This window comes from Gilliamella sp. WF3-4 (genome assembly GCF_001690275.1).
GTDB classification, from domain to species: Bacteria; Pseudomonadota; Gammaproteobacteria; order Enterobacterales; family Orbaceae; genus Gilliamella; species Gilliamella apicola_C.
Map to the genome: position 1 here is coordinate 81,193 of NZ_LZGW01000052.1, position 18,728 is coordinate 99,920.

Sequence of the window (18,728 nt, forward strand, 5' to 3'; positions counted from 1 at the left end):
GTCATTGCGGTAAATAGCGCATCTAAAAATAAGTTATCAAAAGCACCTGTTGTTACAAAACGCCAATAAACATTGAGTAACACAAATGCATTTAATAACAATCCCAATAAAATGGATCGCATCACTATATCCTCTTTTGTTTATTCGGTAAGCACAACACAGCTATCAACTTCCCAACTTAAGTTAACAATATCTCCCCAAGTTGGCATACCTTTACGATAGCGGTGTTCATTTTGCAATTGTGCAATGATAATTTGGCCACTTGGCAATTTCACATGATAAATCGATAGATCACCTAAATAAGCAATTTCGACAACCTCACCTGTAGCACAGTTATACCCATCTTCAGGGAGTTGGTCACATAATTGGATTTTTTCTGGACGTAAGGCAATCTTAGCTGGTACACCTTCTACCGCTGGTGAATCATAATCGACTTTTAATGGATGTTTAATGGTAGGGCAACTGATAATTAAGCCGTCTTCTAATGTATCTTGTAAAATACCATCAAATATATTAACTGAGCCAATAAATTCAGCACTGTATTGGCAATTTGGATGTTCGTAAATTTCTTCTGGCTCACCAATTTGAACAAATTGACCTTTGTTCATAATAGCAATACGGCCTGCCATTGTCATGGCTTCTTCTTGATCATGGGTTACCATTACGCAAGTTGCTCCTACTTGCTCTAAAATGCTCACCACTTCAAGTTGCATACGATCACGTAGTTGCTTATCTAGTGCACCCATGGGTTCATCAAGCAACAATAATTTTGGTCGTTTAGCTAGGCTTCGAGCTAATGCCACACGTTGTCTTTGTCCTCCAGATAATTGGTGGGGTTTGCGTTTACCAAATTGCTCCATATGCACTAACGCTAACATTTCTTCAACACGCTGTTTAATCTCATTATGACTTAACTTGTCTTGCTTCAAACCAAAGGCGATATTTTGCTCAACCGACATGTGAGGAAATAGAGCATACGATTGGAACATCATATTAATTGGGCGATTATAAGGTGGAACTTGTGATAAATCCTTACCATCAAGAATTATTTGACCTGATGTTGGCTGTTCAAAACCAGCAAGCATACGTAGTAGTGTTGATTTACCGCTTCCTGATGCACCCAGTAAAGCAAAAATTTCGCCAGTATAGATAGTCAAGTTGACATCATCAACAGCATAATAATCATCATTAAAAACTTTCGTTAAATTTTTGATCTCCAATAGCGGAGTTATCATCTTTTTTTTAGGCTGTACCTGATTTGTTGTTTTATTATTCACTCTTTTTTCCTCATAACAACAAGCCAAAAAAAACGAGACGGAAAGATCAAATTAATCTCCCCGTCTAGAATAGACCAATAAATAATTAGATAATTACTGCTTATTTACCAGTTTTTAATTTTGTCCACGTACGTGTGATAACACGTTCAAGTTTAGGTTCTTTAACCTTCAAGGTGAATAATTTTTCCATTACTTCTGGTTTTGGATAAACCGCAGGATCATTTTTCACATCTGGTTTTACAAATTTGTCGTTTGCTTCTTTATTGGCGCTAGCAAAGTTAACATCATTAGTCACTTGCGCTGCAATTTCAGGTTTCATGACAAAATTTAAGAACTCGTGTGCTTCGTCAGGATTGGCTGAATCTTTTGGAATGGCAAAAGTATCAAAAAAGACTAATGCTCCTTCTTTTGGAATTTGATAGCCCACATGCACACCATTTTTTGCTTCATCAGCTCTATCGCGTGATTGTAAAATATCACCCGACCACCCTAAAATCACGCAAATATCACCATTTGCTAAATCGGTAATATATTGTGAAGAATGGAAATAGCGAATATTTGGGCGAACTTTTGCTAACAGCTCGTAAGCGGCGCCTGTGTAATCTTTAGCATCAGTACTATTCGGATCTTTTCCTAAATATTGAAGAGCACTTGCGAAAATTTCGGTTGGGGCATCTAAAAATGCTACGCCACAATCTTTCAGTTTTTCCATATTTTCAGGCTTAAATACTAGATCCCAGCTATTAACTGGCGCATCGCTACCTAAACGCTCTTTAACTTTATCAATGTTATAACCAATGCCTGTTGTCATCCACACATAAGGGATGGCATATTTATTATCAGGATCATGGGTAGCCATTAATTTCATTAAATTAGGATCAAGATTTTTCCAGTTAGGCAATTTGCTTTTATCTAATGGAAGATAAATATCAGATTTAATCTGTCTTGCTAAAAAACTATCTGATGGCGAAACCACATCAAAACCAGAATGGCCTGCCATTAATTTACCTTCAAGTGCTTCGTTTGAATCATACACATCATAAACAAGTTTAATACCTGTAGATTTTTCAAAATCAGTAATTGTATTAGAGCCGATTTGCCCTGCCCAATTGTAAAAATGCACGACGCGATCTTTAGCAATAGCAGGTTGAGATAACGCTAGTGAAACACCAGCCACGATTGAAAGAATTGTTTTACGTTGAGTAAACATGCTCACCACTTCTCCTCTAGTTGTAGGGATATTACATGTTAGACACAAGCCCATTGCAAAGACACAACGGACCCCCAAATTTTGCCATCGACGTTGAGAAAATGATATAAATTATCAATGTAACACCGCCAAGCGAAACCGAGGTAATCAGGCAATCACAAGTCATTAATAATGATAAATGAACATGTCGAGCTAACCTTGCATTACAAGGGATAAAATACCTTTTTTTTCAAAGATGTCCACTTAAAAAATCAAATATTGAAAGTTTCAAGATTGAGTGGGCATATTTTGACCACTCAATCGATAATTGATAACCAATTAATAATTCATAAATACAAACTATTCTGCATTAGCTTCTAGAATTTTATCCTTAGGTTGCCAAACACGGTATTTAACTTGCAAATCGTTAGGCACATAAAAAACTAATGGCACACTGCTGTTATAGTTAAATAAACCTAAATTGTGGCTAAGGGTCACAAATTGATTTTTATTGCTTCCTTCAGGGCAAGCCATTAAAGTTGAAATATTACCTGCGGCCTTTTCAACCACATAGTATGAATATCCCCAACCTTTAAGCTCTTCTTGCTTAACAGTACCACCAATATTATGTAAGTTACAATCAACATTCATTTCCTTGCCAATTATTACTTCAACTTTTGCATTGTTTTCGTTAGCAATAGCTGGCAGATAAATAGCATAACGTGTAGTGCCCTCTTGAGCAGTTGGAAATGGCGCAGTATCATTAGCATTTTGTGCAACAGGTTTAATTTTTGGTGTGTTGGCACACGCCGTTAATGACACACCTAATAATGCCAATAATAATAATTTTTTCATTTTTAAATCTCCAGTATGAAAGAATGAATCATCGATACATCATATCATCAATACATCATATTAATTTTAATTGATAATGCGTATAATAACACAATATAGATTAATAAATATGGTGTTAAAATGCCAGCAGAAAAAAATACTACCGATTTACTCAAGTTAATTTTAAACTTATTAATTATTGGGTTGCTAATCATTATTACCTATCGTATTGTTGAAGTTTTCTTATTTGGATTCTTTTGGGCGGTAATGGTAGTCATTGCGACTTGGCCATTAATGATAAAAATCCAAAAAAAACTGTTTAACAAGCGCTGGTTATCGTTGCTTGTTATGGCGTTAATACTTGCATTTGTTTGCATTATTCCATTTATATTAATTATTAGCTCTGTAGCACAAAATGGCCACCATCTTATTGAATGGGCTAAAACGCTACAACATCAAACACTACCCACGTTTGACTGGCTTGAAAACATACCGACCTTTGGTTCCGAGTTACATCAAAAATGGTTAAATCTGATTCAAACCGATGGTACCGATTTAGTTTCAAGCATACAGCCTTATATTGGTACCATGATAGGTTGGCTACTTGAACAAGCCACTAACATTGGTATATTTATTTTTCATGCTGGCGTCATGATTATTTTTAGTCTATTACTCTTTTTAAAAGGTGAAAGCATCACTAAATATGTCTACTTACTAGCTAATCGACTCTCTAAGCAATACGGTGCAACCACCGTTACTTTAGCAGGGCAATCTATCCGTGCAGTAGCATTAGGCGTTGTGGTGACCGCCATCACCTTAGCGTTAATCGGCGGATTGAGTTTTCTTCTCACCAATATGCCATTACCTGGCGTACTGACACTCATCTTATTTATTTGCTGTGTAGCCCAAATTGGCCCTGTAGTGGTTATGCTTGGCTGCATCGCTTGGCAATTTTGGTCAGGTCATACCATTGAAGGTATCTGTTTAATTGTTGTTGCCATTATTTTAACCACTTTAGACAGCGTAATGCGTGCTTATTTAATAAAAAAAGGAGCTAATTTACCATTTTTACTCATTTTATTTGGCGTAATTGGTGGTTTACTTAGTTTTGGTATAATGGGATTGTTTATTGGTCCAGTAGTACTTGCATTAACTTACAAAATAATTGAAACATGGGTTGATGAGCAGTCTTAAACCATTTATTATCCTAGCAATAAAGCATAAACATGTTGCTAAAGGTTAATAAACATAATGATATGGCGTATTTAGCCTAAAGCAACTTAATCAAAATGCGCACATTTTAAAAGGAGTGTTATTTTTACTGGTCTTATTTACATTACTTTTAACTATCATTAGCCTAAAGTAATTTACCAGTTATAATGATAAATAAATCATGCGAATACCATTTATAAAATATAATCACCAAAAGCATCTTGATGAATTAGCAAAAATTCAACAAAATGCCAAGCAATATGAGATACTCAATAGTGCAAAAGCGTATCGACTAGCGTTAATTGACAAGATAAAAAACGCTCAGCAACGTATTTATATTGTCGCACTTTATCTAGAACAAGACGAGGCTGGTCAAGAAATTCTTGATGAGCTTTATCAAGTTAAACGGCAACGTCCAAATTTAGATATCAAAATATTTGTTGACTGGCATCGAGCACAGCGAGGAAGAATTGGTGAAGATAAAGCGCATACTAACGCCAATTATTATTATCAATTAAAACAAAAGAATCCAGAAATTGACATCCCAATTTATGGTGTGCCAGTTAATCGTCGTGAGGTGCTTGGTGTATTACACCTTAAGGGTTTTATTATAGATGATACGGTTATTTACAGCGGTGCAAGCATTAATAATGTCTATTTACACAAACGCGATAAATACCGTTACGACCGCTACCACTTTATTACTAATCCAGTATTAGCTGATAGTATGGTACAATTTATTCATGAGCATTTTTTACCATATCAAGCATTGCAATTGCTTAATTTGGGCACGCATAAAACCCGCAAACAGATCAAATCTGAAATCAAAGCCCTGCGCCAACATTTAATGGATGCAAACTACCAATACAGCGCCAATACTGACAATGAAACTTTATCGGTTGCACCAATAATGGGGCTTGGGCGCAATAATGCTTTAAATAAAGTTATTCACCACTTAATAAACGTTACCGAACAAAAAGTGATCTTTTGCACGCCTTACTTTAATTTACCAAGTATTTTAGTCCGCGATATTATCCGTTTGTTACGTAAAGGACGACAAGTGGAACTGATTATTGGTGACAAAGAAGCCAACGATTTTTATATTCCACCAGATAAGCCTTTTAACATATCAGGTGGACTACCCTATTTATACGAAATCAACTTAAGAAGCTTTATCGAGCGCCTGCAACTCTTTATTGACAAAGAACAACTGATTATCCGCTTATGGAAGGATGAACAACAAAGCTACCACCTTAAAGGTATCTGGGTAGACGATAAATGGGTGCTTATAACAGGCAACAATCTAAATCCGCGAGCGTGGCGGCTAGATCTTGAAAATGGCATATTAATACATGATCCAAAACAAGAATTGAGTGACAAATTCACCCAAGAACTAAACGCTATACGCCAAAAAACCACCTTGGTCACTCATTTTCAACAAATACAGGCAAGCCAATTTTATCCTAGCCAAGTGCATAAATTAATAAAGCGACTCAGCCGTATAAAAGTGGATAGAATTATTAAACGATTACTATGAAGTTATTGATATTTTAGATAACTAAAATAAGCACTGCCTAGCCAAATACCCTTGTTTGCTGGGGCAGTGCTATGCTTTATCAGGAACAACTCATTAAAATTAAATAAAAAGGTGGAATAACCCAAATCATGTTTTGCAGCCTTATGTTAGGGTTGAGAGAGAATTCAGAACTGAATCTCCCAATTCAGGCGTGATGGCATCAATTATTCTGGGCACCAAAAGAATAAAACATTCCCCCCAATACTCCCCCTAAAATAACTTTTGACGTTATGAAAACAGTACGTTTTCTATAAAAATGGCTCAGAAAAGTCATTGATTTTATTGAGGTTTTTTATTTACAAAAAAAGGAGGTTCCCCCCCTTTTTTTACGCGCCCGCTCTATAGTTAGGTGGCTCTTTGGTGATAAGTACATCATGCACATGGCTTTCTTTCATGCCTGCGCCAGTAATTCGATAGAATTTAGACTGCGTTCTTAATGCATCAATTGTTGCGCAACCAGTTAGCCCCATACAAGATCTTAATCCTCCCATTTGTTGATGAACGATTTCTTTTAATTGTCCTTTGTAGGCAATGCGCCCTTCTATTCCCTCTGGTACCAGTTTATCTGCAGCATTGTCGGTTTGAAAATAGCGATCAGACGATCCTTTTGCCATTGCGCCAAGCGATCCCATGCCACGATATGATTTATAGGCCCGGCCTTGAAATAATTCGATTTCGCCTGGTGCTTCTTCTGTGCCTGCAAACATTGAACCGACCATAACGCAAGATGCTCCTGCGGCAATAGCTTTGGCTATGTCGCCTGAATAACGAATTCCACCATCAGCGATAACAGGAATATTATGTTTTTGTGCGACTTCAACTGCATCCATAATCGCACTAATTTGTGGCACACCAACACCTGTTACAATGCGTGTTGTACAAATAGATCCTGGTCCAATCCCCACCTTAACAGCGCTAACTCCAGCTTCAATTAAGGCTTTGGCACCTTCAGCGGTGGCAACATTACCGCCAATAATTTGTAAATTAGGATAATTCTTTCTAGTTTGATAAATACGGTCAAGTACACCTTGCGAATGGCCATGTGAAGAGTCAATTAGCAACACATCAACGCCAGCCTCAACTAATGCGGCGATGCGCTCTTCATTACCTGGCGCAGCCCCAACAGCAGCTCCCACACGCAGGCGCCCTTTTTCATCTTTGCAGGCATTGGGTTTTTGCTCGGCTTTGTTGTAGTCTTTAACGGTAATCATACCTTTTAGATGGAAGCGTGAATCAACAACAAGCACTTTTTCGATACGGTGTTCATGCATTTTTTGAAGTACGATTTCACGTTGTTCACCTTCTTTGACGGTAACTAAGCGATCTTTAGGCGTCATAACGGCAGTAACAGGTAAAGATAAATCAGTGGCAAATCGTACATCTCGTGCAGTAATAATTCCAACCAGTTCTTGGGTTTCAGTCACAACAGGAAATCCAGCAAAGCCATACTCTTTAGCTAGATCAATAACTTGCTTTATGGTTGCAGTAGGTAAAACAGATACAGGATCTTGAACTATACCACTTTCGTGTTTCTTTACTCGCCTTACATGATTGGCTTGATTTTCAATTGACATATTTTTGTGAATAAAACCAATCCCCCCCTCTTGTGCTAACGCAATGGCTAGATCTGATTCGGTTACTGTGTCCATTGCTGCTGATAGCATTGGAATATTAAGTTTTATGGTTTGGGTTAGTTGCGTACTAATATCAGCTGTATTCGGTAATACCGTTGAATGGGCGGGAACTAATAGCACGTCGTCAAACGTGAGTGCTTCTTTAACTATACGAGACATGACAATATTCACCATTGGTTGGATTGTTGATAAAATATTGCCAAAGCATTTTACTTACTTTTACTTAAAAAAACCAGCGATATTTATATTAGATACGATTTATTAAGATAATATAAAATTATATGCATATTATATAGACAATTTGTTTTAACCTACACATTGCTCTTTTGTTTTCCTAACGGTTTGCCATTAAGATGTAGTTGACATCAATATTAGGTCCTAATTTAAATTGGTTTCTCAATAGGTGGTACTCCATGCCTATCACATCACCAACAGTGAGACCTGCTTGCTCAACAAGCGACATTAATTCTGAGGGACGAATAAAGCGATTAAAATCATGTGTACCTTTAGGTACTAGCCGAGCAATATATTCTGCTCCATAAATTAATAGCAATTTTGCCTTATGATTGCGGTTAATCGTCGATAAAAATAATTTACCCCCTGGTTTAAGCAATTTTGCACAAGCATCAATAATTGAAAATGGATCGGGGACGTGTTCTAACAGTTCCATACACGTTACAATATCATATTGCATAGGATTTTGCTCTGCATGCTCTTCTACGGTCTGTTTTTCATAGGCAATAGATAAACCATTTTGCGCAGCATGCAGTTTTGCCACAGCCAGTGACTCATCAGCAAGATCAATGGCTGTCACATTAGCACCAAGCTTCGCTAAGCTTTCAGATAAAATACCACCACCACACCCCACATCTAATACCGTTTTTTGATCTAATAATCCACAATGTTGTTGTATATAATTAACACGTAATGGGTTGATAATATGCAAAGGTTTACATTTGCCATCAAGATCCCACCACTGAGCAGCTAATTGTGCAAATTTATTTATTTCATTAAAATCAACATTTTGTGACATAATAACTTTTCCTATAAAGCACAGCCTAAATTCATAATCATACATTTTAAGGCATCACTACTATCAATAAAAGGGCAAAATATAAATTTATCCTGCTGTTAATATTTAGTTATTAGCTTGTCACAAATTGAATTCAAGTTACTATAAAATTTAATAGTCAAATTGTTATTTATATTAATAGTTTTAATGATTTCTTGTTTCCATGCTTATTTCATGGCATGATTTAACATCTTATCTCTAATAAAAACGTTTTTAAGCATTAGCTTATACTAGGATTAACCAATTAAGAATAAAGGAAAAAAATATTCATGAGTACGGGTACTATGAAGGAAAATCACTCACAATGGAGCTCGCGCATGGGATTTATGCTTGCTGCGGCTGGTTCTGCTGTTGGGTTGGGTAACATTTGGAAATTTCCATATATGGCAGGTGAAATGGGGGGCTCAGCATTTGTGCTCACTTATTTGCTTTTTATGTTTGTTATTGGCTTGCCGATTTTAGTTTTAGAATGGTTAATTGGTCGTCGTGGGCAAAAAAATCCTATTCATACCATGGAAGATGTTGCTGTTTCTGAAAATCGTTCTAAATCATGGCGTTGGGTTGGTATTATTGGCGTAGTAGGATCATTTTTAATCCTATCATTTTATAGTGTTATTGGTGGTTGGGCGACCGATTACATTATTTTAGCTGGTCAAGGGATTTTTGAAGGCGCTAATGGCAAAGTTACAGAACAAATTTTTAGTAACTTCCTTGGCAATGTGAGCCATTTATTAACTTGGCACACTGTATTTATGGCTGCTACCGCATTTATTGTAGCACTGGGCGTTGGTGCTGGTTTAGAAAGAGCGTGTAAAATTATGATGCCAGGACTAGGTATCTTGTTGTTAGTATTAGTTGGATACGCAGCGTATGTCAGTGGTCCATCTTTTGGTGAAGCATTTAGATTTTTATTCACGCCAGACTTTTCGGCTATTAATGGCACTGCTATGCTAGCCGCTCTTGGGCATGCATTTTTTAGCTTATCTTTAGGTATGGGCATTATGATGGCTTATGGCTCGTACTTAGGAAAAGATGTTAACCTACTATCTACCGCCCGCACAGTGGTAATTTTAGATGTTATTGTCGCAATGCTATCAGGTATGGCTATATTTCCACTAGTTTTTGCAAATGGTTTACAAGCAGGTGAAGGCCCTGGGCTTATTTTTGTTACCCTACCAATTGCATTTGGAAATATGGCTGGTGGCACTATATTAGGGGTATTTTTCTTTATCTTCCTAACTTTTGCAGCACTAACTTCTTCTATTTCATTACTAGAACCAACGGTTGAATTATTAGAAGAAAAAACACCATTAGGTAGAAAGTCAGCAACGATTTTAAGTAGCCTAGTTATCTGGGCATTAGGTATTGCTTGTATTTTGTCATTTAATGAATGGGCCGAAGTAAAACTATTTGGTAAAAATATTTTTGATTTACTTGATTACCTAACAAGTAAAATCATGTTGCCAGTTACTGGATTAGGTACGGTTGTATTTGGTGCTTGGATGATGAATCAAAAACGCATTCGTGAAGAGTTAAATTTAAACGATTTTTGGTTTAACATTTGGACAATACTAACTCGTTATGTTGTGCCAGTAGCTGTTATCATAATTTTGGTTTATGGATTTGTCTAAAAAGCCATTATAACTCCAGTTAAAAGCCTTGATATATTCAAGGCTTTTTTCTTTTCATTAAAAATGTTTTTAACAAAATTGTTTAACAAAAAACAACCAACTAATGAATAAATTTGACATTTTCTATTGAAATTCATTTTTTTATTCCCATATAGCAATACATCAATAAATCAAACCATTATGTTAATTTATTCAATTAATACTAACTAGCGATGAACTAATAAGCTAGCGAAATGAAAAAGTTAGTTGATAACAAAGTCATTTTCGCCATTAGCATTAATTGAAATGACTAAATATGATAGAGGAACTAGTCAATGAGTAAGCAAGGTACTGAAACTCGTGGATTTCAATCTGAAGTTAAACAAATTCTACATTTAATGATTCACTCTTTATATTCAAATAAAGAGATTTTTTTAAGAGAACTCATTTCAAACGCGTCTGATGCAGCCGATAAATTACGTTTTAAAGCACTTGAAAACCCAAATCTATATGCCGGTGATGGTGAACTGGGTGTGCGCATTTCTACTAATAAAGAAGCTGGCACATTAACCATTGCTGATAATGGCATTGGTATGACCCGCGATGAAGTGATTGAAAATTTAGGGACTATTGCTAAATCAGGTACTAAAGCATTTTTGGAATCAATTGGTAGCGATCAAGCAAAAGATAGCCAACTCATTGGTCAATTTGGTGTTGGATTTTATTCAGCCTTTATTGTTGCTGATAAAGTTACAGTGAGAACGCGCGCAGCCACAGCCAATGCTGACGAAGCGGTTATGTGGGAATCTGCCGGTGAAGGTGAATATACCATCTCTGATGATAATAAAGAAACTCGTGGTACCGAAATCACATTACACTTAAAAGAAGACGAAAAAGAGTTTTTAGATGACTGGCGTTTACGTTCAATCATTAGTAAATATTCTGACCACATTTCACTACCTGTTGAAGTGCAAACTACTGATGAAGAAAGCAAAGAAGTAAAATGGGAAAAAGTCAATAAAGCTCAAGCACTTTGGACGCGTAGTAAATCAGAAGTAACTGATGATGAATATAAAGAGTTTTATAAACATTTATCGCACGATTTTGCCGATCCAATAAGTTGGAGTCATAATCGCGTTGAAGGTAAGCAAGAATATACTAGCTTGCTTTATATTCCTGCAAAAGCGCCTTGGGATTTGTGGAATCGTGATAATAAACACGGCTTAAAACTTTATGTACAACGTGTATTTATTATGGATGATGCCGAACAATTTATGCCTAATTATTTACGTTTTGTAAAAGGTTTAATTGATTCAAACGATCTTCCATTAAATGTATCGCGTGAAATTTTGCAAGATAACAAAATCACACAAAACTTGCGTAATGCATGTACTAAGCGTGTGTTACAAATGCTTGAAAAACTGGCTAAAGACGACAAAGAACAATATCAGCAATTTTGGAGTGAATTTGGCCTAGTATTAAAAGAAGGCGCTGGTGAAGACTTTGCAAATCGTGACGCAATCGCTAAATTACTTCGCTTTACTTCAACGCATACCGATAGCGATGCGCAAACGGTATCACTAGAAGATTACATTAGCCGAATGCAAGATGGGCAAGAGAAGATCTATTATATTACCGCTGATAGCTACGGTGCGGCAAAAAATAGTCCTCATCTTGAGTTATTCCACAAAAAAGGTATTGAAGTATTATTATTATCTGATCGCATTGATGAATGGATGATGAGCAATTTAACGGAATTTGATGGTAAACAATTCCAATCAATCAGTAAATCTGACGAATCAATTGAAAAACTTGCCGATCAAGATACTGAAGAGCAAAAACAAGTTGAAAAAGAACTTGAGCCATTTATCGAACGAGTTAAAACTGTGTTAGGCGATAAAGTAAAAGAAGTCAAATTAACTCATCGTTTAACCGATACACCAGCAATTGTTACTACATCTGCCGATGAAATGACTACGCAAATGGCTAAATTGTTTGCTGCCGCAGGTCAAAAAGCGCCAGAAATCAAATATACGTTTGAAATCAATCCAGATCATGAATTGGTTAAACGTATTGTCGATACGCAAGATGAAAGCGCATTTAATGACTGGGTTGAATTATTGCTTGATCAGGCTTTACTTGCAGAAAAAGGCTCGTTAAGTGATCCAAGTAAGTTTATTCAAACCATGAATAAATTATTGGCGCAATAATCAGATAATATTGCCTATATCAGCCTCGATAAGTTAGCACTATCGAGGTTTTTTTATTGGTAAAAATCATAATATTTATTTAAATATTATGATACTTGTCACATTTTTTTGTTTTTCTTCTTTCGATTTTTTTATGACGATTCATAATAAACCAACATAAGGAATTGATCATATCTAATGAAAGTTTATAAAATATTAAATAACAATGTTATTGTTACACTTGATGATAAAGGCAGTGAATTAATTGTCACTGGGCGTGGAATTGGGTTTAAAAAGCGTGAAGGCGATTTAATCGATCCTAGTCAGATAGAAAAGCAGTTTTCACTAGATAATAAAGTCATATTGCCAAAATTTAAAGAACTGCTTTCAGAAATCCCTTTTGAAGTATTAACGACATCTGAAGTTATCATTAATCATGCAAAAAAATGTATAGATGGCAAATTGCAAGATAGCATTTATATTTCGTTAACAGATCATATCCATTTTGCCATTGAGCGCCATAAACAAGGATTTAATATACCCAACGGTTTTTTATGGGAGATCAAAAAATTTTACCCTAAAGAGTTTCAAATTGGTTTATATGCCTTATCAGTTATAAAAAAGCGGCTATCAATTGAATTACCCGAAGACGAAGCGGGCTTTATTACTTTTCATATCATCAATGCACAATTAAATGGTACCATGCCCAATATTGTTAACATGACAAAAATCATGCGTGAAATTCTTAATATCGTAAAATATCATTTTAAATTTGAATATGATGAAGATTGTTTGTCCTATCAGCGCTTTGTTACCCATTTAAAATTTTTTGCTCATCGTATCTTAAGTCAAAGCAAACAAACACAACAAGATAGCTCCTTGTATGAATTAATTCGGCAAAAGTATGAGCTAGCCTATCTTTGTACTAAACAGATCGATTTACATTTAATACAACAATACCAGCATCCTTTGACTGACGATGAAAGTTTATATTTAACCATACATATTGAACGATTGCGCATGGAACTTAAAAACAATAATGTGACATGAGTCACATTTTAATCATTATATTTCAAATCACTATGTTCATCCTGCCTAAATTATGTTAGCTTAAGTCAATCATTTTTGGATTGTTATTGCATAGTATAAAATGAATTGCTATGTGAGCAAAACCTGAGTACCTTAACTTAAAAAGGGGCTTAGGTTTTTTTTTGCATAAAAAAGGATAAGGTATGAAAAATAAACAACTTGCCGAGTCAATTATTGAACTTGTAGGCGGTAAGGAAAACATTATCAGCCTAGTGCACTGTGCAACTAGGCTTAGATTTGCATTAAAAGATGAATCAAAAGCAGACGCAGAAGCAATAAAAAAACAAGTTGGTGTGATTACTGTTGTACAAAGTGGTGGGCAATTTCAGGTTGTTATCGGCAATAATGTTGCTGATGTATTTAGTGATATTATGGCGCTGACAAACCTTAGTGAAAAACCAACAACGGAGGAACCAACAGGCGCTAAAAAAGGCGTAATGTCAAAACTGATTGATTTAGTGTCAGGCATTTTTATTCCTGCCTTAGTGGTACTTGTCGCTGGGGGGATTTTCAAAGGAATAATTTCGATGTTACAAATGATGGAAGTTGTTACAACTAACACGCCAACTTACAACTTCTTAAATGCAATTGCCGATGCACCTTTTTATTATTTACCAATAATTCTAGGTTTTTCAGCCGTTAAAAAATTTGGCGGTAATCCTTATGTCGGTATGGCATTAGGTGGAGCGTTAGTTCATCCTAGTGTTGTTGGTATGTTAGGTAATGCTTTTGAATTAAAAACCGAGTTTTTCAGCATTCCTATTGAATTAATTCCTTATCCTTCATCGGTTTTTCCGGTAATTTTAGCGGCGTGGTTCTATTCATTATTAGAACGTAACTTTAACAAAATCATGCATGATTCGTTCAAAAAATTTATTTCACCACTATTTGGTTTGATAATTACCGTACCATTAACTTTTGCCATCATTGGTCCAGTAGTGTCATTTTTGAGTAATATTGTTGCTAGCGGTATCCTCTATGTTTATGAACTTAACTCCGTCATTGCTTCCATGATTTTAGCAGGGCTTTGGCAGGTAATGGTTGTTTTTGGCATCCATTGGGGACTAGTGCCATTTTCGATGAACAATATCTCGCTGAAGCAAGAAGATTTTATGATCCCAATCTTATTCCCTGCGGTATTTGCTCAAGTCGGTGCTGTATTGGCGGTTATGTTACGTAGTAAAGATCAACAAGTTAAAGCGTTAGCTAGTTCTTCTGTATTATCAGGGATTTTCGGGGTGACAGAGCCGGCAATTTATGGGGTTAACTTACCACTAAAACGTCCATTTATTATCGGCTGTGTCTCCGCTATGATCGGTGGTGGTATTGTTGGTTATTTTCATTCAGTTATCTACTCATTCAGTTTTATTAGTATCTTTTCCTTCTTACAATTGATCCCACCAACCGGAATTGGTGCACAATTTTATGCAGTTCTGTTTGGTTCGATTATCTCATTTGTTATCGCCGCAGTCGTCACTTATCTATTTGGTATGCCTAAAGATAAAAAAGCAGACGATGCAGAGCTAGCACAAAGCAATGAAGCAGCTAGCCAAGCTAATGAAGTTAAACAAGCCGATACCGTCACTGTTTCAAGCCCATTGACCGGTAAACTGATTGACTTAAAAGAAGTAAATGACCCTACTTTTGCTAGTGAGTTAATGGGCAAAGGTATTGCAATCATTCCAACAGTCGGTCAAGCCGTAGCGCCTGACGATGGCGAAGTCGTTTCACTTTTTAGAACTAAACACGCCATTGGTTTTCAAACAGATTCTGGAGCCGAAATATTAATCCATATCGGTATTGATACCGTAAAATTAGATGGGCAACATTTCCAAGCACACATTGAAGCGGGTAGTAAAGTAAAAAAAGGTGACTTATTAGTGAGTTTTGATGTAGAAGCCATCAAACAAGCTGGTTTTGAAGTTACCACACCAATTATTATTACTAACAGTGATAGTTATCAAGATATACAACGTATTTTTAAACAAGAAAATATACAAAGTGGAGAGGCTTTATTAGCGTTATCCCAAAATAAGGAGTAAAAATGTCAACACAATTTCCTAATGATTTTCTTTGGGGAGGTGCCATTGCCGCCAATCAGGTTGAAGGCGCTTATCGTGAAAAAGGTAAAGGCTTATCAACATCAGATTGCACACCCAATGGTTTGTTTGGTGATATTATCAATCGCAATGAAACCAAGATTTCCAGCATAAAAGATAACGCCATTGATTTTTATCACCGTTATCCTGAGGATATCGCGCTATTTGCAGAAATGGGATTTACATGTTTACGCACATCGATTGCTTGGACTCGAATTTTTCCTAATGGCGATGAACAACACCCCAATGAAGATGGCTTAGCCTTTTATGACAAGTTATTTGATGAAATGGCAAAACACAATATTACGCCATTAGTCACTTTATCTCATTATGAAATGCCGTACTATCTTGTCACTCAATATGGAGGATGGGGTAATCGTAAAGTGATTGAGTTTTTTACTCGCTACGCTAAAACTGTTTTTGAACGCTATAAAGATAAGGTCAAACATTGGTTAACCTTTAATGAAATTAATATGTCACTACATGAACCATTCACAGGTGTAGGCTTGGATAGAAATAGCACCAAACAGCAAATCTATCAAGCGATTCATCATCAATTGGTTGCAAGTAGCCGAGCAGTAAAATTATGTCATCAAATCATTCCTGACGCCAAAATTGGCAATATGTTATTAGGTGCCGTTGCTTATCCGCTTACGCCAAAACCAGAAGATGTGTGGGCTACTCTCCAAGAAAATCATGGCTGGCTATTCTTTGGCGATGTGCAAGTGCGTGGCTATTACCCAACTTATATGAATCGCTTTTTTAAAGAAAACAACATCCACCTTGATATTACCGAACAAGATAAAGAAGATCTGCAAGAAACGGTCGATTTTGTTTCATTTAGTTATTACATGAGTTGCTGTGCAACTTCAGATGAATCACAAAAAACTAAAGGTAACATTTTAGACATGGTTCCTAATCCTTACCTTAAAGCATCAGAATGGGGATGGCAAATCGATCCTGTTGGAATTCGTTACTTGCTTAATTTACTTTATGAACGTTATCAAAAACCATTATTTATTGTCGAAAATGGTTTAGGCGCTAAAGATAAATTAGAAGCTGATGGTACTATCAATGACGATTATCGAATAAATTATATGAATGATCATTTAGTACAAATTCGAGAAGCCATTAATGATGGTGTTGAAGTGATGGGATACACCAGCTGGGGGCCAATAGATCTTATCAGTGCATCAAAAGCGGAAGTGACTAAACGTTATGGGTTTATCTATGTAGATTTAAACCAAGATGGCTCTGGAACACTAAATCGCTATAAAAAGAAAAGCTTCTATTGGTATCAATCAGTAATTGCATCGAAAGGTGAAAATTTAAAAAAATAAGTTAATTTAAAGAGGGGGGATTGTCCATATCAATTCCCTACTTATCCCAATAACAATATCGCAATATGTAGCTAGACAAACAATTAGCCTAATAGAAGAATAAAAATATATTATTAATCATAATTACTATAAAACAACATTAATAAAAAATTGAACTTTAACATGTTGGATTGTCACTGCTTTTTTTAGCAGGCAAAATCTAAATATTAATTAGAGCATTGTTCTCCGATTTAGCATTTAGTTTTTTTTAAATATAAAAATAAGTTAGGAAAATAACAATGAAAATAAAATATCTAATAATGATGTTAATAGGGATATCAAGTTGTTCCACATTTGCAAATGAAACCATCAATAACTCAATCTTAGATAATGCATTTTTTAAAGATTCTAAATTTGATTTTTCAACTCGTAATCACTGGAAGTATTTAAAAGAAAATGCAGCCCAACCCAAAGAAGTTCATAGTGCTTGGGGGCAAGCATTTACTTTTGATTATAAATCAGGCTATTTACTTGATACAATTGGTTTTGATGTAACATATAGCAATATAATTAAGTTAGGTGCGAGCGATTATTTTGCGACCCGGAATTTATTGTATAATGATGGTAAAAGCTATAACAAACACCATGCCCACGGCTTTAATAAATTTACCCAACGTTATGCAAAAGTTAAGCTGGGCAATGACGCCGTTAATTTCAATGGTAAAGCAGGTTGGCATAGTCTGAAAGATTTAGGTGTAATTAGCTCAACTCAGCATCTGACTCGGAATAGTTATCTTGGTTATAGTGGTATTTTTAAATATGATAATATTTACTTTTCATTAGCTTATATAAATAGCACCCTACCACGAGAATCCTCTAAAAAACTACATTTTTTAACGAATGACCGTAAAAAAGTCATTAATAATATTTCCACAGCAGAAATTGCTTACAAAGATAAAAATATCACTTTAGATTATTCTTATGGCGTTGCCAAAGATTACCTAAGACGCCATGCAATTGAATTATCCTATAAGCCAATACAAAAACTTATTTTAGGCGGACAATTCTATGGTAGCTATGCACTTGATAATTATAATGCGATGAAACAAAACAAAAAAGAGTTTGAAGATCATGCTTGGCATTATGCAACTGATGTTGAATGGAAAGAGCAAGATTGGAGTGTCAAAGTTGGATTGGCTTATACCGACGCCAATAAACACAATGCTTTAGGCCATTATAATCGACATTTAGGCAAAAATACGCGGGCGCGTTTTAATGGCCTTGCGGCTGCAGGCGCAGATTATATGCGAGACGGGGAGCTCGTGCTAACCACCGTAATGAGTTACGATTTTGTTAAAGATAATAGTACAGGTTTATATATGAATTATGGACAATTTAACTATAAACACAATACATTAAAAAATGGCGAAATAAACATTTTTGATATATGGAAACCAACCAGTGGCATGTTTAAAAACCTTTCTATTTTATCTAAAGTGGGATATGGATGGTCTTATAAAACAGTGAGCGCATCAGATATTACGCCAAAACTTAGACATGGGAAATACCAGCGCTCACCTACACTTTCGGCAGAAACCGTTATTGATTACCGATTTAACTTATTATAA

The 18,728-nt window shown here is 35.8% G+C and carries 13 protein-coding genes; 8 read left to right on the forward strand and 5 right to left on the reverse strand.

Features of this window, described 5'->3' with window-relative positions; all coding sequences use genetic code 11:
- Positions 1–140: 140 nt before the first annotated feature.
- From potG to eco, 3 genes are all read right to left on the reverse strand, one after another.
- Positions 141–1,277, reverse strand: coding sequence for a putrescine ABC transporter ATP-binding subunit PotG (potG, locus tag A9G47_RS11825; protein WP_218057107.1), 1,137 nt, complete (start codon positions 1,275–1,277; stop codon positions 141–143).
- 100 nt (positions 1,278–1,377) lie between these two features.
- Complete coding sequence (locus tag A9G47_RS11830; RefSeq protein WP_065567251.1) at positions 1,378–2,487, reverse strand: extracellular solute-binding protein; 1,110 nt, start codon at positions 2,485–2,487, stop codon at positions 1,378–1,380.
- 339 nt (positions 2,488–2,826) lie between these two features.
- Positions 2,827–3,321 (reverse strand): serine protease inhibitor ecotin, encoded by a 495-nt coding sequence (eco, locus tag A9G47_RS11835; protein WP_065567250.1) that lies wholly within the window; start codon positions 3,319–3,321, stop codon positions 2,827–2,829.
- A 120-nt stretch (positions 3,322–3,441) separates the two neighbouring features.
- Here eco and ydiK point away from each other — a divergent pair, with 120 nt between their 5' ends.
- Both ydiK and pssA read left to right on the forward strand, forming a co-directional pair.
- The gene (gene ydiK, locus A9G47_RS11840; protein WP_065567249.1) at positions 3,442–4,494 is read left to right on the forward strand and encodes an AI-2E family transporter YdiK; all 1,053 of its coding nucleotides are present in this window, start codon (positions 3,442–3,444) and stop codon (positions 4,492–4,494) included.
- A gap of 199 nt (positions 4,495–4,693) precedes the next feature.
- Complete coding sequence (pssA, locus tag A9G47_RS11845) at positions 4,694–6,049, forward strand: CDP-diacylglycerol--serine O-phosphatidyltransferase (RefSeq protein WP_065580073.1); 1,356 nt, start codon at positions 4,694–4,696, stop codon at positions 6,047–6,049.
- Between the two features lie 365 nt (positions 6,050–6,414).
- Here pssA and guaB read toward each other — a convergent pair whose 3' ends face one another.
- Positions 6,415–7,881: an IMP dehydrogenase gene (guaB, locus tag A9G47_RS11850; protein ID WP_065587973.1), complete on the reverse strand. Its 1,467-nt coding sequence runs from the start codon at positions 7,879–7,881 to the stop codon at positions 6,415–6,417.
- A 175-nt stretch (positions 7,882–8,056) separates the two neighbouring features.
- Positions 8,057–8,755 carry a bifunctional 2-polyprenyl-6-hydroxyphenol methylase/3-demethylubiquinol 3-O-methyltransferase UbiG gene (gene ubiG / locus A9G47_RS11855; RefSeq protein ID WP_065567246.1) on the reverse strand — a complete coding sequence of 233 codons (699 nt, stop codon included), beginning with the start codon at positions 8,753–8,755 and terminating at the stop codon, positions 8,057–8,059.
- A gap of 308 nt (positions 8,756–9,063) precedes the next feature.
- Here ubiG and A9G47_RS11860 point away from each other — a divergent pair, with 308 nt between their 5' ends.
- The 6 genes from A9G47_RS11860 to A9G47_RS11885 all read left to right on the forward strand — a co-directional run bounded on the left by A9G47_RS11860 (position 9,064) and on the right by A9G47_RS11885 (position 18,728).
- Positions 9,064–10,425 carry a sodium-dependent transporter gene (locus A9G47_RS11860; protein ID WP_218057109.1) on the forward strand — a complete coding sequence of 454 codons (1,362 nt, stop codon included), beginning with the start codon at positions 9,064–9,066 and terminating at the stop codon, positions 10,423–10,425.
- Positions 10,426–10,739: 314 nt separating this feature from the next.
- Positions 10,740–12,614, forward strand: a complete 1,875-nt coding sequence (gene htpG / locus A9G47_RS11865; RefSeq protein ID WP_065642969.1) for a molecular chaperone HtpG — start codon at positions 10,740–10,742, stop codon at positions 12,612–12,614.
- Positions 12,615–12,791: 177 nt separating this feature from the next.
- Positions 12,792–13,643, forward strand: a complete 852-nt coding sequence (gene licT / locus A9G47_RS11870) for a BglG family transcription antiterminator LicT (protein ID WP_065642970.1) — start codon at positions 12,792–12,794, stop codon at positions 13,641–13,643.
- Between the two features lie 182 nt (positions 13,644–13,825).
- On the forward strand, positions 13,826–15,724 hold the full coding sequence (locus tag A9G47_RS11875; protein ID WP_065642971.1) for a beta-glucoside-specific PTS transporter subunit IIABC: 1,899 nt from the start codon (positions 13,826–13,828) through the stop codon (positions 15,722–15,724).
- A gap of 2 nt (positions 15,725–15,726) precedes the next feature.
- On the forward strand, positions 15,727–17,121 hold the full coding sequence (locus A9G47_RS11880) for a glycoside hydrolase family 1 protein (RefSeq protein ID WP_065567242.1): 1,395 nt from the start codon (positions 15,727–15,729) through the stop codon (positions 17,119–17,121).
- A gap of 278 nt (positions 17,122–17,399) precedes the next feature.
- Positions 17,400–18,728 carry an OprD family outer membrane porin gene (locus A9G47_RS11885; RefSeq protein ID WP_065567241.1) on the forward strand — a complete coding sequence of 443 codons (1,329 nt, stop codon included), beginning with the start codon at positions 17,400–17,402 and terminating at the stop codon, positions 18,726–18,728.